The sequence below is a fragment of the Allobosea massiliensis genome (genome assembly GCF_042655245.1).
GTDB lineage: Bacteria > Pseudomonadota > Alphaproteobacteria > Rhizobiales > Beijerinckiaceae > Allobosea > Allobosea massiliensis.
The window spans coordinates 298,494-312,656 of the sequence record NZ_JBHSLU010000004.1 but is presented as its reverse complement, the minus strand read 5'-3'; the positions used below and the strand labels follow the sequence as shown (position 1 = coordinate 312,656).

The window sequence follows — 14,163 nt, the reverse complement described above, 5'->3', positions numbered from 1 at the left end:
ACGTCAGAGCCAGTCGGCGCGGTTGCCGGTAACGACCAGGATCTTGCCCTGCCAAATCTCGACCATCGAGGCCTTGGCCGGCGGCACGGCCCCGACGAGGGCGAGCACGGCGCGGGCGACGCCGCCATGGCTCACCACCACGGTCTCGCCGGGCAGGGCTTCCAGCACCGGCCGGATGCGTTCGGCGAGCATGGCGTAGCTTTCGCCGCCCGGCGGGACGAAGCTCCATTTGTCGCGCTCGCGCAATTGCGCCTGCTCGCGCTCGGCCTTGCGGATGTCGCGCCAGGTGTAGCCTTCCCAGCTGCCGAAGGTGAGTTCCTTGAGCCGGTCGTCGGTGCGGTAGGCGCCGGCCTCCAGCCCGAGCGTGGCGCGCAGGATGTCCATCGTCTCGCGCGCCCGCTTCATCGGCGAGCCGATATAGTCGAGCGCAGCAAAGCCGGGAGCCAGCGCCCGCAGGCGCTCGGCCGCTTCCGCCGCCTGACGCCGGCCGAGATCGTTCAGCGGAATGTCCTGGCCGCCCTGGAGACGGCCTTCGCGATTCCAGTCGGTCTCGCCGTGGCGGATGAGGATGAGCCGGTGCGGGAGCGTGATCGGGACCATGCCGGGCTTCTGCACCGGGCCGGGCGCGAGGTCAAAGCATCTGCCGGGCGCGGGGCCATGCGTCGCAGCCATGGCGGCGGGCGAGCGTTTCGTTTGGCCTGTCGCAGCCGCCGGTCTATAGGCGGGCCTCCGCTTCTTTCGGACCCCGCTTCATGCCGCCGGCCCTGACATTGCCCGATGGTCGCAGGCTCGCCCTGGACGACCGTCCCCTGCTGATGGGGATCGTCAACATCACGCCCGATTCCTTCTCTGATGGCGGGATGCTGCAGAATGCCGGGCAGGCGATCGCGCATGGTGAGAGGCTGGCGGAGGAGGGCGCGGACATCGTCGATGTCGGCGGGGAATCGACCCGGCCCGGCCATGCGCCGCTCGACGCAGCCACGGAGCTCGGACGCGTGCTGCCGGTCATCGCCGGATTGCGCGAGCGGGTCGGCACGCCGCTGTCGATCGACACCTGGAAGGCCGAGGTCGCGGACGCCGCGCTGAAGGCGGGGGCCTCGATCGTCAACGATGTGTGGGGCGCGCAGCGCGACCCCGCCATCGCCGGTGTCGCGGCCCGCCACGGCGCGCCGATCATCCTGATGCACAACCGCGAGACGACCGACCCGGCGCTCGACATCCTGTCAGACGTGCTGCGCTTCCTCGAACGCTCGATCGGCATCGCGCTGGAGGCGGGCGTTCCACGCGGGCAGATCGTGGTCGACCCCGGCATCGGGCTGTTCGGCAAGACGCCGGAGCAGTCGCTGCGGCTGATCCGCGAACTGGCGAAGCTCGAGAGCCTGGGATGCCCGATCCTGCTCGGGGCCTCGCGCAAATCGGTGATCGGCGTCGTGACCGGCCAGAGTGTTCCCGCCGAGCGCGTCGCCGGTAGCGTCGCCGCGCATCTCTTCGGCGCGACGCAGGGAGCGGCCATCCTCCGCGTCCACGACGTCGCCGCCCACGCCCAGGCCTTCAAGGTCTGGCGCGCCCTGTCCCTGCCTTCGGAGCCAAGCGCGTGAGCGAAACCGGCGTCATCCTGATCGAGAAGCTCGATATCTACGCCTATCACGGCTTCTTTTCCGAGGAGGAGCGGCTCGGGCAGCGTTTCGTGCTCGATCTCGCGCTGGACACCGATCTGCGGCCGTCCTCCGTCAGCGACGCGCTGGCCGACACGGTGAACTACGGCACGGTCGTCGGTGTCGTAACGGAGGTCTTCACCACGCGCCGCTTCAACCTGCTGGAGGCGGCGGCGCGGGCCGTGGCCGAGGCGGTCCTGGAGCGATTTCCGCCCGTCACCCGCGTCGAGGTCACGCTGCGCAAGCCGACCCCGCCGATCCATGCGACGCTGGCGAGCGTCGGCATCAAGCTGAGTTTTCCGCGTGAGGGTTGAGGCCGCGCTCGGCCTCGGCGGCAATCTGGGCGATCCCGTCGTGGCTTTCGCCACGGTGCTGCGGCGGCTCGAGGCGCATGAGGCGGTCTCGCGGGTCAGCCCGTCGAGCGTCTATCGCACCGCGCCCTGGGGCAAGCTCGACCAGCCGGAATTCCTGAACATGGCGGTTCTGGTCGAGACCACACTGTCGGCCCGCGCGCTGCTCGACCTCTGCCTGTCGCTCGAGCGCGAGGGCGGCCGTGAGCGGCGCGAACGCTGGGGGCCGCGCACGCTCGACATCGACATCCTGACCTATGGCGGAGAGACGATCGACGAGCCGGGACTGCAGGTGCCGCATCCGCGGATCGCGGAGCGGGCCTTCGTGCTGGCGCCGCTGGCGGAGATCGCGCCGGGGATGATGATCGGGGGACGATCGGTCGCGGACCTGCTCGAAGCGGTCATGGACGAGACCATCCGCCGGGACCCGGCCGCGACGGAGCGGCTGCAGGGCGTGCAGACGGTCTAGCTTTACATCAGACGCCCTTTTCGAGCGTGATGTCGGGCGCCTCCGGCACCTTCATGCCGACGACATGGTAGCCGGCGTCGACATGCAGGATCTCGCCGGTGATGCCGCGCGACATGTCGGAAACGAGGAACACGGCGGTCTCGCCGACCTCCTCGATCGTCACGGTCCGGCGCAGCGGCGAGTTGTACTCGTTCCAGCGCAGGATGTAGCGGAAGTCGCCGATGCCGGAGGCGGCGAGCGTCTTGATCGGCCCGGCCGAGATCGCGTTGACGCGGATCTTGGAGGGGCCGAGATCGGCGGCGAGATACTGTACGCTCGACTCCAGCGCAGCCTTCGCCACGCCCATGACGTTGTAATGCGGCATCCACTTCTCGGCGCCGTAATAGGTCAGCGTCAGCAGGGAGCCGCCATCGGTCATCAGCTTCTCGGCGCGCTGGGTGACGGCGGTGAAGGAGTAGCAGGAGATCAGCAGCGACTTGGTGAAGTTCGCTTCGGTCGTCTCGACATAGCGCCCGGTCAGCTCGTCCTTGTCGGAGAAGGCGATGCAGTGGACGACGAAGTCGAGCTTGCCCCAGAGCTTCTCGACCTCGGCGAAGACGGCGTCGATCGAGGCGGAATCAGTGACGTCGCAATGGCCGACGACATGGCCGCCCAACTCCTTGGCGAGCGGCTCGACGCGCTTCTTCAGGGCGTCGCCCTGATAGGTGAAGGCGAGCTCGGCACCCGCGTCAGCCGCCGCCTTGGCAATGCCCCAGGCGATCGAGCGGTTGTTGGCGACACCCATGACGAGGCCGCGCTTGCCCTTGAGGAGATTGGCCGTCGGCCGGGCGAGAGCGTTTGATTCAGGCATGGGGGACCCGCGAACTGGAAAAGACGAGGGCGCTTCTTAGAGCATGGCGCGACAAGTGGAAACCGGATTTGCCCCGCGCGGCACGAAGCCTTACTCCGCCCGCGCCTTCATCAGTGCGGTCAACTCGGCATCGTGTTCCGGCATCTCGATATCGATCGAGACGAAGAGATCGCCGGGCTTCTCGCCTTCGCCCTTGATGCCCTTGCCGCGCAGGCGGAAGGAGCGCGTTGTGCCCGTCAGCGGCGGGATCGTCATCTCGACCGCGCCGGTCAGCGTCGGGACATGAACGGGGCCGCCCAGCACGGCGCGCGCCAGCGACACCGGCACGCGGGTGCGCAGGTCGTCGCCGTCCACGGTGAAGCGCGGATCGGGCTTGACCTTGATGGTCATCAGCACGTCGCCGGTCTGGCCCGAGAACGGGTCGGTCTGGCCGAGGCCCCGCAACCGCATGACCTTGCCGTCGGCGACACCTTCGGGGATCGTGACCTCGACCTCGCGGCCGCCCGGCAGCCGTACCCGCCGCGTCGCGCCCGCGACGGCCTGGGCCAGCGTCACCTCGAGGGTGAAGCTCTGCTCCGGCGGCTTCTGGGCCTCGGGCCGGGCCTTGCCGGCGCGTCGCGCCGCATCGCCGAACAGCGAGCCGAAGATGTCAGACGGGTCGAAACCGGCGCCCGCGCCGCCGCCGGTGCCGAAGGGGTGGCCGCCCTGGCCGAAATTGAACTCGAAGCCGCCGGCGCGGCCACCACGGCCGGCACCCATGCCCTCGAAGCCGGAGAACTTCGGCTTGCCCTCGCCGTCGATCTCGCCGCGGTCGAACTGCTTGCGCTTGGCCTCGTCGCCGAGGATCTCATAGGCGCCGTTGAGCTCCGCGAAACGGTCCTGCGCCTTCGGATCATCCTGGTTGCGGTCGGGATGGAGATCCTTGGCGCGCCGGCGATAGGCTTTCTTGATGTCGGCCTCGCTGGCCGAGCGGGCGACGCCCAGAATCTGGTACGGGTCGCGCATTCCTGAACCCCATGTGGTACTGCTGACCGCCGCGCCGGAGGCGGGCCGGCGGGTATCCTGATCTCGCAGCCTTATCTGGGAATGGTGTGGCCTGAGCGCAACAGCCGGGCCGACACGTTCAACAAGAGAATGCGGCTCAGCCGGTGCCCTTCCAGGGGCCGATGTCGCGGACGGCCCATTCGCCGCCTGAGGGCCGGCAGGCCGTGCCCTGCAGGCGCTTCGGCTGCGTCTGCGTCTGAACATTGGCGATGAAGGCGCGGCAGATCTCGTCGGCCCGGAGGAAGGGGCCGCCGACCGGGATGAAGGAGCCCTTCACGCCGCTCTGCGGGTTGTCCCAGGAGACGGCGGCGCCGTTGCCCTGCGGGTCCAGCGCCACGGCCATAGCGCCCTCGGCGCGGCGAAGGTCCTCCGGGCCGAGTTCGGAGGAGAGCGAGGCGAGGGGGCCGGGCTTGCTGGTGCCGCGCGACGGCAGGATCGAGGAGGTCGTGGCGATCTCGTCCTCGGCCTTGCTGGAAAGGCCGAGGATGGGGAAGGAGACCGAGCAGCCGGCGACGGCGAACCCCGACAGCACAGCGCCAGCCAGGGCGAGCCTACGCATGGCGCCGCTGCGCCGCGCATGGCTTTGGGACGGCCCGCGCCCTGTCCTATATAGTCGCTCGGATCGGTCCGGTTTCACCGCTCGCGCTCGCCCAAACGCAGTGCTTCATTCGTCGAGGATTAGACACGTGGAACAGTTAACGAGCGGTGACTTCACCCAGGAACAGGACCCCTTCGCCCTGTTCCAGAGCTGGTTCGAGGAGGCGAAGAAGAGCGAGCCGAACGATCCCAACGCGATGGCGCTCTCGACGGTCGATGCGGACGGTCTGCCGAACAGCCGCATGGTCCTGCTGAACGGGCGGGACGGCGAGGATTTCGTCTTCTACACCAACACCCAGAGCCAGAAGGGCACGGAACTGCTCGCCCAGCCCAAGGCGGCGCTGCTGTTCCACTGGAAGAGCCTGCGCCGGCAGGTGCGCATCCGCGGCGCCGTCTCGCTGGTCAGCGACGAGATGGCGGACGCCTATTTCGCCTCGCGTCCGCGCGACAGCCGGATCGGCGCCTGGGCCTCGCAGCAGTCGCGCCCGCTGGAAAGCCGCTTCGCGCTGGAGAAGGCGGTCGCCCTGCAGGCGGCGAAGTTCGGCGTGGGCACCATCCCGCGTCCGCCGCACTGGACCGGCTTCCGCGTCAGCCCTGTCTATCTCGAATTCTGGCGGGACGGCGCCTTCCGGCTCCATGACCGCGTCGTCTTTCGCCGTACCGCGGTCGACCAGCCCTGGTCGCGCGAGCGGCTTTACCCCTGAGGATCGATAGCCCCATGGCGATGCCCAAATTCGACTTTCCCAAGACCGAGCCGGGCCAGAGGCCGGTGATGCTGCTGACCGGGGCCAGCCGCGGCATCGGCCATGCGACGGTGATGCAATTCGCCATGGCGGGCTGGCGCATCCTGTCCTGCTCGCGCCAGGCCTTCTCCGACAAATGCCCCTGGCCGTCGGGGGCGGACGATCACATCCAGATCGATCTGGGCGATCCCGAGGACACGATGCGCGGCATCGCCGAGATCAAGCGGCGGCTGGCGGCGGAGGGCGGCAAGCTCAACGCGCTGGTGAACAATGCGGGCATCTCGCCCAAGGGGCCGAAAGGGGCGCGGCTCGGGGCGGCGACGACCTCGTTCAACGACTGGCACAAGGTCTTCCAGGTCAATTTCTTCGCGCCGATCATGCTGGCGCGCGGCCTGCTCGACGAGCTGACCGCGGCGAAGGGGACGATCGTCAACGTCACTTCGATCGCCGGCTCGCGCGTCCATCCCTTCGCCGGAGCCGCCTACGCGACCTCGAAGGCGGCGCTCGCCAGCTTGACGCGCGAAATGGCGTCGGATTTCGGGCCGCTCGGTATCCGCGTGAACTCGATCTCGCCCGGCGAGATCGATACGGCGATCCTCTCGCCCGGCACCGAGAAGATCGTCGCGACGCTGCCGCTCGGGCGGCTGGGGCGCACGGAGGAGGTCGCCCGCGCGATCTATTTCCTCTGCACCGATGCGTCGAGCTATGTGACCGGGGCGGAGCTGCACATCAATGGCGGCCAGCACGTATGACCCGGGCGGGCTGAGATGAGCGGCGACGGCGCGCAGGTCATTCGCTTTCCGGTTCCAGGAAAGGCGCCGGCGCGTCCCGTGCTGGCGGCCTCCGTTGCGGTTTTCAAAGACGGCAAGGTGCTGCTCGCCACGCGGACCAAGCCGCCCGCCGACCGGCTCTGGTCGCTGCCCGGCGGCAAGGTCGAGGCGGGCGAGACGCTCGAGGCGGCCGCCCTGCGCGAACTGGAGGAGGAGGTCGGCGTCAGCGCCCGCATCCTCGGCTTCAACCGCCATGTCGAGATTTTTGGGCGGGATGAGAGCGGCGCGGTCACGCATCATTTTGTCGTGGCGTCCTTCGTCGGTGAATGGCTGTCGGGGGAGCCGAGCCCCGGGCCGGAGGCGGGCGCCGTGATGTGGGCGGATCCGCTTCGCCTCGGCGGCCTCGCCACGACGCGAGAGCTCGCCGACGTGGTGCGCAGGGCACAGCGGATTCTGCTGGGAGACGCGCCCGCATGAGGGGGCCGGGACTGTGGCTGCTCGCATTGCTGATCGGCGTGGCCCCCCAGACGGCGTTCGCGCAGCAGCCGCGCGCGCCGGCCGCGGCCAAGCCGGCCGAGCCGCCGCCTGAGCCACCTCCGCCGCCTTATGAGCCGCAACTGCTCAAGCTCGCCGAGATCATGGGGTCGCTCGCCTATCTGCGGACGCTCTGCGCGGCGCCCGAGGCGCAGGGCTGGCGCGAACGGATGGCGGCGCTGGTCGAGGCGGAGGGACGAAGCGCCGGGCGGCGGGACAGGCTGACGAGCGCCTACAACCGGGGCTTTCGCGCCTATTCGCTGACACATCGCTCCTGCACGGCCGGCAGCCAGGAGGCCTCGACGCGGCTCGCCGCCGAGGGCGAGCGGCTCGCGCGCGCGCTGGCCGGGCGCTATGGCGGATAGGTGACAGCCGCGGAGAACCTGCGCCGTTTCGCGCGATTTGGCTCCGGGCGTTAACCTTTTCGAAAGGGGGCAGTAGCGTGCCGCTCTGGCACGCCCTATGGTCATGGTCGACGCGATCCACCGCGAAGCGGGCCGAAACCGGCGCGATTTGCGACACCGACACCAGCGCCGCGCGACAAGACGCAGAGCCGAGCCAGCCGTAGAGTCCTCGCCTTCATGTCCATCATCTCCGACGATCTGCCGCTCGATCTGGTTCCGGCCGAGGATGCGCATGACGCAAGGCGCGTCGCCTATGGCTATGTCGAGGACGCCTTCGCCGAGGCCCAGCAGGATGGGCTCGACAGCGATGCGCTGGCTCATGCCGCACTGTTCGCTGCCTTCCGCACCCTGGTCGAGACCTATGGCGAGGAGGCGACGGCCGTGTTTGCCGAGGGGCTCGCCGACAAGGTCCGGACCGGCGCTTTCAGCAACGGCACGCGCCACTGAGCGCAGCCGCCGCAGCGTGCCCTCGAGCCGCGCAGCGGGTGTCATCGGGATCGTCTCGGCTTGCGGGCCCGGATCGCGGCCCCATATCCCGTGCAGAGACTCGCGCGCCGGATTGCTGTGGGTCGAGACGGGAGCAGCTATGGCAGCGCAGGACCAACAGACCGGGATCGTCGTCGAGAACACCGCCGCCGGCCGGTTCGAGATGCGCTTTCCCGGCGGAACGGCCTTCGCGTCATTCCGGCGCGACGGCGACAGGCTTATTGTCACCCATACCGAGGTACCAGCCGCCCATGAGGGCCGCGGCATCGGCTCGCAACTGGTCCGCGGCCTGTTCGAAACGGCCCGTGACAGCGGGCGCCGCATCGTCCCGGCCTGCTCCTTCGTCGCAGCCTGGGCGCGCCGTCACCCTGAATTCGCCGAAGTGCTGGCGCAGTGATCCTCGCCTCGCCCCACCTCGTAGAGCCAGCATGAGTCAGACGCGGTCCTTCTATAGTGCCCAGCAGGAGCTTCGTGCCGCCTTCAAGCGGCTGGAGCGGATCTTGCCGGCGCGTCTCGCCTCCGGCCTGCGCTGGCTGCGGCACCCGGCGTCGCGCTGGGCGCGGCTGCCCGCCGGGCTGGTCCTGATCGTCGGTGGCGTCTTCTCCTTCCTGCCCGTGCTTGGCATCTGGATGCTGCCGCTCGGGCTGATGCTGATCGCAGCCGACGTTCCCTTTCTGCAACGGCCGATGGCGCGCTTCGCGATGTGGATCATCGAGCGGGTCGAGCGCTGGCAAGCGCGCCGCCCGAACTGACGTCGCACCGGCGCCGGCGCGAGCCGGCTGCGGCCGCCCCAGCGGAACTTCTGTCCGGCCGCATCGTTGAGCGGACATCGGCGTTTGCGCGCCTGCTCAATGGGGGCTGTCATGAACAGTATCATCTATCTCGTCGGTCTCGTCGTGGTCGTGCTCGCGATCCTGTCCTTCCTCGGACTGCGGTGAGGTCTCCCATGTCGCTTGGCTCTACCGACGTCGTCGTCGTTTCACCGCCCGGTTCCGACACCGCGGCCGGTTCCTATCTCGAATGGAGCCCCATTCTCGGCGGCGCCGTGCTGTCCGCCGCGATCTCCACGATCATGGCGGCTTTCGGCTCGGCGATCGGCCTGTCGCTCGTCTCGGCCGAGACCGAGCGCTCGATGGGGGTGATGGGGCTGGCCATTGCCGGCGCTCTCTGGGCGCTCTGGGTCACCGTCTCCGCCAGCGGCGCCGGCGGTTATCTGGCCGGCCGGATGCGCAAGCCGCTCGGCGATGCGAGCTCTCACGAGCGCGGCGTTCGTGACGGCGCGCATGGGCTCGTCGTCTGGGCCGTTGGCGCGTTGCTCGTGGCCTTCATCACCTCGTCGTCGCTGATGGGCGCAGCGCGGACCGCGGCTTCGGGCGCGGCCTCGCTCGCCAGCGGCGCCAGCTCGCTCGTCAGCCAGCAGGCCGATCCGCTGGCCTCGGCGCTCGATACGGTGATGCGCTCGAACGGCGCGACGCCACCGACGCAGGGCGAGCGCGAGGAGGCCTCGCGCATTCTGGTCCGCAGCCTCGCGAATGGCAGCCTGGAGGCTGGTGATCGCGAATACATCGCCTCGAGGATGGCGACGCGGATGAACATTCCGCAGGCCGAGGCCGAGAAGCGCATCGACGACGCCTATGCGCGGCTCAACCAGGCCAAGGAAACCGCCAAGCAGGCGGCCGAGAAGGCCCGCCGCACCGGCATCATCGTCGCCTTCCTGACGGCGGCCGTGCTGCTGGTCGGCGCTGCGGCGGCCTATCTCGCCGCGATGCTGGGCGGTCGTCACCGTGACGAAGAGATCGACCTCTTCGGCGGTCGCTGAGCGGCAGTTGCAGTCGACACACGCGAAAGGGCGCCTCCGGGCGCCCTTTTTCTTATTCGCCGTCAGAGGTGGCCGCCGTCCCGAGCGGGCCGCGGGTGGCCGAGCGTCACGTTCGGCTGCAAAGGCGGCGAGTGCCGGACGAGCGGAATGCGCTTCAGCACTAGTCTGAGCGCATGCCAGTGGATGGCGAGCGTGACCTTCAGCGTCAGCAGGGGATGGCTCGCCAGAAGGCCGAGCAGGGCCCTGTCGGATAGTGGCTGCCGCTCGCCGCTCATCGTCGCCGCGATCAGCCGCCCTTCGGCGTCTGAGCCGTCGATGGCGACCGACATGGTGGCGGACGGTGGCACCACCGCGAAGCGGTAGTCCATGGCGAGGTGCATAAAGGGCGAGACATGGAAACGCTTCGGCGCTTCCTGTTCCACAAGGCCATCCGTCTCCACCACCCTGGAGACGTAGCTGTGCGTCTCGCCGAAGGTGTTGTGCACCTCGTAGACGATCGCCATCAGCCTGCCGTCGCGGCTGTGGCAGAACCATGTGCTGAGCGGGTTGAAGGCGTAGCCCAGGATGCGCGGCATGGTGAGCAGCCGGATCGGCCCGCCATCGGGATCGAGCCCCGCCTCGCGCAGCAGCGCCTCGATCTGCGGGCGCAAAGGGGCGCCGCTGCGGTCACCGTAATCGGCGTCGCGGAATGCATAGAGATTGAAGCGGTTACGGGAAAAGACGCGCAGCCGTCGCGCAAGGCTGTCGATCTCGTCGAGATCGAGCAGCATCCAGAAGACGCGATAGGCGAGCTTGTGCCGGCGCGGCCGGAACCGCAGATGTCGCACCCGGCCGACATACAGCGCCGAGGCGGTCTCCGTCGTCATGCCGCGCGTTCCAGCCCCGCCGTCACCGGCGTGCGGACGATCCTGCCGGAGTCGTCCGCCACGGTCCAGGGACGCGTCATGCCGCCGAGATCCTCCGCGACCGCGAGGCCAGCCTGAAGGCCATCCTCGTGGAAGCCAGCGCCGAAATGGGCGCCACAGAACCAGGTGTTGCGTCCACCCTGCAGCGACCAGAGCTCCTCCTGGGCCGCCAGAGCCGGCCCGTCGAAGATTGGATGCTCGTAGATCTCCTCGCGCAGCACGGTCTCGGGTGCCGGATCGCGGGGGGGGTTGAGGGTGACGAAGAGAGGCTGCTCGGTTTTGAGACCCTGAAGCAGGTTCATCCAGTAGGTCACGGCGCAGGGCGCGTCCGGCGCCCGGCGCTCGCCGAGAAGGTTCCAGCTCGCCCAGGCGCTGCGGCGGCGCGGCATCAGCATCGCGTCGCTGTGCAGGATCGCGCGGTTGCGGCTGTAGCGGAAGGCGCCCAGCAGCCTCGTTTCTTCGGCCGAGGGATCGCCGAGCAGGGCCAACGCCTGATCGGCATGGGTCGCCAGCACGACATGATCGAAGCCGCGCGCCTCGCCATCCGCAGTCTCGACACGGACCGCGTCCTCGAGACGCGTCACCTGTCGCACGGCGTTGCCCAGTACGATGTCGCCGCGGAACGCATCGCGCAGACGCTCGACATAGGAGCGGCTGCCGCGATCGACCGTGCGCCAGACCGGGCGATTGGTCAGCTTCAGCAGGCCGTGGTTGTGATGGAAGCGGATGAAGGCGGCTGCGGGGTACTCCAGCATCTCGTTGCAGGGGGCCGACCAGATCGCGGCCGCCATCGGAAGGAGATGATCCTCCCGAAACGCCTCGCCATAGCGGCCCGCGTCGAGATAATCGCCCAGCGACTGGCCAGCGAGCGTCGAGGACTGCGCGTCCCGCGTCGCCTGGGCATAGAAGCGGCGGAGATCGCTCAGCATCGACCAGAAGCGCGGGCTGAGCAGATTGCGCCGCTGCGCGAAGAGGCCCGAGAGGCTGGTGCCGCTGTATTCCAGGCGTCCCTCGTCGAGCGAGACGGCGAAGGACATTTCCGTCGGCTTGGTCGCGACGCCGAGATGGGCCATCAGCGCCGTGAAATTGGGGTAGGTCGCCTCGTTATAGACGATGAAGCCGGTGTCGACCGGCACATCCGCGCCGCTGTGCTGCACGACATCGACCGTGTTGGCATGCCCGCCGAGCCGCGGCGCGCTTTCGTACAGCGTGACGTCATGTCGCTGCGACAGCAGCCAGGCGCTGGAAAGCCCTGAGATCCCGGAGCCGATGACGGCGATCCGGAGGGGCTGGGAGAAGGAGCCGTGCATGAACCGACCTTTTGTCGCGGCAGAGCGAAAGGTTACGACCGGCTGTCCCCATCGGTTCAGTCTTTATCGTTGGGGCAGGGAGTGGTAGCCGGTCCGGAGCCGTCTTTCTCACGGAGCGACGGCTATCGCAGCTGGCGATCTGATCCAGATGCGGACGGGCCGCGTAAAGGGGCCATGTTCGCAACGCCCGCAACAGGACAGAAGTCACGATCCCCGGTCACGGCCGGGGTGCGGAGAGGTTCGATCACCGTCCCCATGGATGCAGACGCCCTTGTTCAGGCCATCGCGTCTTCCGCCGACCGCCAAGCCTTCGCGCGCTTGTTCGACCATTTCGCGCCTCGCGTGAAAGGCCTGCTGATGCGCGGCGGCACGCCGCCGGATCTGGCGGAGGAGCTGGCCCAGGAAACGCTGATGACAGTGTGGCGCAAGGCTGCCCTGTTCGACCCCGCCAAGGCCGGCGCCAGCACCTGGATCGCGACGATCGCGCGCAATCTCCGGATCGATCATGCGCGGCGGGAGAAGCGTTCGCGCCAATCCCAGGTCTTCGACCTGCTGGAGGAGGAAGACGGGCCGGAGCAGCCCGACGAGGTTCTGTCCGGCTCGGAACGTGATGCTCGGGTACGCGTCGCGCTCAAAGGACTGTCCAAAGAGCAATATCGGGTCGTTGAACTCGCCTTTCTCGAGGGATTCAGCCACCAGGACGTGGCCAACAAGCTCTCTATCCCGCTCGGAACGGTGAAGTCGCGTCTGCGGCTGGCCATGGCGCATCTGCGCCGACATCTGGAGGATCTGCGATGAACGCCCGGCATCTCCCGTCGGACGAGACCTTGGCCGGCTTCGCCGCAGGCCGGCTCGACGAAGGCATGTCGCTCGTGGTCGCGGCGCATGTCGAAATGAATCCGGCCTCAGCGCGGGCCCTGCGCGAGATCGAGGCGGTCGGCGGTGGTGTACTCGCGGCCGGCGAAGCGGTTCCGATGCTGACCTCGGCCGAGGACGCGCTGGCACGCCTCGAGCGCGAAGACCACGACGAGCCTCCGGCTTTGCGGCCGGTGGAGACAGGATTGCCGCGCGTGCTGCAGCCCTATGAGCTTGGCCGCTGGCAGCCGATCGGGCTCGGGGTTTCGCTGCGGCGGGTCAAGGTTCCGGGCGCCGAGTCGCGTGTCTTCATGCTGCGGGCCGCTCCCGGGACGCGGCTGCCGGAGCATCGCCATACGGGCCATGAGTGGACCACGATCCTCTCGGGCGCCTATGAGCATGAATATGGCCGGTTCGCCCGCGGTGATTTCGACGAGGCGAACGAGAACCACGAGCACCATCCGCGTGTCGATGCCGTAGAAGGATGCACCTGCATCGTCGCGCTGACGGGCGAGGTGAAATTCGAGGGCTGGCTCGGCCGCCTGCTGCAACCGCTGGTGCGGCTGTGACCGCGCTCTCCTTCCTGCTGGCGCTGGCGACCGTCGCGCTCGTCATGGTCGTCGCGATGACGGGGGCCTGGTTGGTCGAGCGGCGCACAGGCAATTCGGGCTGGATCGATTCGATCTGGACCTTCGGGCTGGGGACGGCCGGCATGGTCGGCTCGCTGTTGCCTTTCGGCGCCGGGCCGATGTCGCGTCGTGTTCTCGTCGCTGGGTTGGCGGCGGCGTGGGCGCTGCGGCTGGGCCTCCATGTCGCTTCGCGCACGCGGGGCATCTCGGATGATCCGCGCTACGCCAAGCTCAAGCGCGATTGGGGGGCCGACAAGGACCGCCAGATGTTCCGCTTCCTGATGCTGCAGGCGCTCGCCAGCGCGCCGCTGGCGATGGCGATCGTGCTGGCCGCGCACAATCCCGCCTCCACGCTGGGTCTCCAGGACTTCGTCGGCGTGCTGGTCTTCGCCATCGGTGTCGGTGGCGGCGCCATCGCCGACCGGCAATTGCGTGCTTTCGCCCGCGATCCTGCCAACAAGGGCAAGGTCTGCGACCAGGGGCTTTGGGCCTGGTCGCGCCACCCCAACTACTTCTTCGAATGCGTGCTTTGGAGCGCCTATCCGGTGATCGCAATCGCGGTCTCCGGCTATGGCTACGGCTTCATCGCTCTGCTGGCGCCGATCGCCATGACGCTCCTGCTGACGCGCATCTCCGGCATTCCGCCGCTCGAGGAACACATGGTCGCCAAGCATGGCGACGCTTACCGGGCCTATCAGCGGCGCACCAGCGCGCTGCTGCCCTGGCCGCCCGCCACCGGCTGA

Annotated in this window: 20 protein-coding genes; 14 read left to right on the top strand and 6 right to left on the bottom strand. The window is 68.6% G+C overall.

Features of this window, described 5'->3' with window-relative positions:
• Positions 1 to 3 precede the first annotated feature (3 nt).
• The gene (locus tag ACFPN9_RS02515; RefSeq protein WP_156446668.1) at positions 4 to 600 is read right to left on the bottom strand and encodes a histidine phosphatase family protein; all 597 of its coding nucleotides are present in this window, start codon (positions 598 to 600) and stop codon (positions 4 to 6) included.
• A gap of 152 nt (positions 601 to 752) precedes the next feature.
• Between ACFPN9_RS02515 and folP the strand changes: the two genes are divergently transcribed.
• From folP to folK, 3 genes are read left to right on the top strand one after another with little or no spacing between them, the layout of a single operon-like run.
• Complete coding sequence (folP, locus tag ACFPN9_RS02510) at positions 753 to 1,598, top strand: dihydropteroate synthase (RefSeq protein WP_066725443.1); 846 nt, start codon at positions 753 to 755, stop codon at positions 1,596 to 1,598.
• Positions 1,595 to 1,969: a dihydroneopterin aldolase gene (folB, locus tag ACFPN9_RS02505; protein ID WP_066725445.1), complete on the top strand. Its 375-nt coding sequence runs from the start codon at positions 1,595 to 1,597 to the stop codon at positions 1,967 to 1,969. Before folP ends, folB begins: the two co-directional genes overlap by 4 nt.
• Positions 1,959 to 2,474, top strand: coding sequence for a 2-amino-4-hydroxy-6-hydroxymethyldihydropteridine diphosphokinase (folK, locus tag ACFPN9_RS02500; RefSeq protein ID WP_066725447.1), 516 nt, complete (start codon positions 1,959 to 1,961; stop codon positions 2,472 to 2,474). The genes folB and folK overlap by 11 nt, the downstream gene beginning before the upstream one ends.
• Positions 2,475 to 2,481: 7 nt before the next feature.
• Here the strand turns inward: folK and fabI are convergent, their stop codons facing one another.
• The 3 genes from fabI to ACFPN9_RS02485 form a co-directional block, all read right to left on the bottom strand.
• Positions 2,482 to 3,324 carry an enoyl-ACP reductase FabI gene (fabI, locus tag ACFPN9_RS02495; protein WP_066725449.1) on the bottom strand — a complete coding sequence of 281 codons (843 nt, stop codon included), beginning with the start codon at positions 3,322 to 3,324 and terminating at the stop codon, positions 2,482 to 2,484.
• A gap of 90 nt (positions 3,325 to 3,414) precedes the next feature.
• Positions 3,415 to 4,329, bottom strand: a complete 915-nt coding sequence (locus ACFPN9_RS02490) for a DnaJ C-terminal domain-containing protein (RefSeq protein ID WP_066725452.1) — start codon at positions 4,327 to 4,329, stop codon at positions 3,415 to 3,417.
• Positions 4,330 to 4,465: 136 nt separating this feature from the next.
• Positions 4,466 to 4,927, bottom strand: coding sequence for an RT0821/Lpp0805 family surface protein (locus ACFPN9_RS02485; RefSeq protein WP_082735483.1), 462 nt, complete (start codon positions 4,925 to 4,927; stop codon positions 4,466 to 4,468).
• A 127-nt stretch (positions 4,928 to 5,054) separates the two neighbouring features.
• Between ACFPN9_RS02485 and pdxH the strand changes: the two genes are divergently transcribed.
• The 8 genes from pdxH (at position 5,055) to ACFPN9_RS02445 (ending at position 9,721) form a co-directional block, all read left to right on the top strand.
• Complete coding sequence (gene pdxH / locus ACFPN9_RS02480; protein ID WP_066725455.1) at positions 5,055 to 5,669, top strand: pyridoxamine 5'-phosphate oxidase; 615 nt, start codon at positions 5,055 to 5,057, stop codon at positions 5,667 to 5,669.
• Positions 5,670 to 5,737: 68 nt separating this feature from the next.
• Positions 5,738 to 6,460, top strand: a complete 723-nt coding sequence (locus ACFPN9_RS02475) for an SDR family NAD(P)-dependent oxidoreductase (RefSeq protein ID WP_082732862.1) — start codon at positions 5,738 to 5,740, stop codon at positions 6,458 to 6,460.
• Positions 6,461 to 6,475: 15 nt separating this feature from the next.
• Complete coding sequence (locus tag ACFPN9_RS02470) at positions 6,476 to 6,955, top strand: NUDIX hydrolase (RefSeq protein ID WP_066725461.1); 480 nt, start codon at positions 6,476 to 6,478, stop codon at positions 6,953 to 6,955.
• Positions 6,952 to 7,377: a TIGR02301 family protein gene (locus ACFPN9_RS02465; RefSeq protein WP_066725464.1), complete on the top strand. Its 426-nt coding sequence runs from the start codon at positions 6,952 to 6,954 to the stop codon at positions 7,375 to 7,377. Before ACFPN9_RS02470 ends, ACFPN9_RS02465 begins: the two co-directional genes overlap by 4 nt.
• A 216-nt stretch (positions 7,378 to 7,593) precedes the next feature.
• On the top strand, positions 7,594 to 7,863 hold the full coding sequence (locus ACFPN9_RS02460) for a hypothetical protein (protein WP_066725466.1): 270 nt from the start codon (positions 7,594 to 7,596) through the stop codon (positions 7,861 to 7,863).
• A gap of 139 nt (positions 7,864 to 8,002) precedes the next feature.
• Complete coding sequence (locus tag ACFPN9_RS02455) at positions 8,003 to 8,299, top strand: GNAT family N-acetyltransferase (protein WP_066725468.1); 297 nt, start codon at positions 8,003 to 8,005, stop codon at positions 8,297 to 8,299.
• A 31-nt stretch (positions 8,300 to 8,330) separates the two neighbouring features.
• The gene (locus ACFPN9_RS02450) at positions 8,331 to 8,654 is read left to right on the top strand and encodes a hypothetical protein (RefSeq protein ID WP_066725470.1); all 324 of its coding nucleotides are present in this window, start codon (positions 8,331 to 8,333) and stop codon (positions 8,652 to 8,654) included.
• 194 nt (positions 8,655 to 8,848) lie between these two features.
• Positions 8,849 to 9,721 carry a hypothetical protein gene (locus tag ACFPN9_RS02445; protein ID WP_066725473.1) on the top strand — a complete coding sequence of 291 codons (873 nt, stop codon included), beginning with the start codon at positions 8,849 to 8,851 and terminating at the stop codon, positions 9,719 to 9,721.
• Between the two features lie 62 nt (positions 9,722 to 9,783).
• Here the strand turns inward: ACFPN9_RS02445 and ACFPN9_RS02440 are convergent, their stop codons facing one another.
• Together ACFPN9_RS02440 and ACFPN9_RS02435 are read right to left on the bottom strand one after the other, a co-directional pair.
• The gene (locus ACFPN9_RS02440; RefSeq protein ID WP_066725476.1) at positions 9,784 to 10,587 is read right to left on the bottom strand and encodes a DUF1365 domain-containing protein; all 804 of its coding nucleotides are present in this window, start codon (positions 10,585 to 10,587) and stop codon (positions 9,784 to 9,786) included.
• A complete protein-coding gene (locus tag ACFPN9_RS02435) occupies positions 10,584 to 11,936 on the bottom strand; it encodes an NAD(P)/FAD-dependent oxidoreductase (RefSeq protein WP_377815194.1) in 1,353 nt (450 codons plus the stop codon). The genes ACFPN9_RS02440 and ACFPN9_RS02435 overlap by 4 nt, the downstream gene beginning before the upstream one ends.
• A 255-nt stretch (positions 11,937 to 12,191) precedes the next feature.
• Between ACFPN9_RS02435 and ACFPN9_RS02430 the strand changes: the two genes are divergently transcribed.
• Genes ACFPN9_RS02430 through ACFPN9_RS02420 form a run of 3 tightly spaced genes read left to right on the top strand, consistent with a single transcriptional unit; the run spans position 12,192 to position 14,163 of the window.
• A complete protein-coding gene (locus tag ACFPN9_RS02430; protein ID WP_066725482.1) occupies positions 12,192 to 12,734 on the top strand; it encodes a sigma-70 family RNA polymerase sigma factor in 543 nt (180 codons plus the stop codon).
• Positions 12,731 to 13,360: a ChrR family anti-sigma-E factor gene (locus tag ACFPN9_RS02425; protein WP_066725485.1), complete on the top strand. Its 630-nt coding sequence runs from the start codon at positions 12,731 to 12,733 to the stop codon at positions 13,358 to 13,360. Before ACFPN9_RS02430 ends, ACFPN9_RS02425 begins: the two co-directional genes overlap by 4 nt.
• Positions 13,357 to 14,163, top strand: a complete 807-nt coding sequence (locus tag ACFPN9_RS02420) for a DUF1295 domain-containing protein (RefSeq protein WP_066725488.1) — start codon at positions 13,357 to 13,359, stop codon at positions 14,161 to 14,163. Before ACFPN9_RS02425 ends, ACFPN9_RS02420 begins: the two co-directional genes overlap by 4 nt.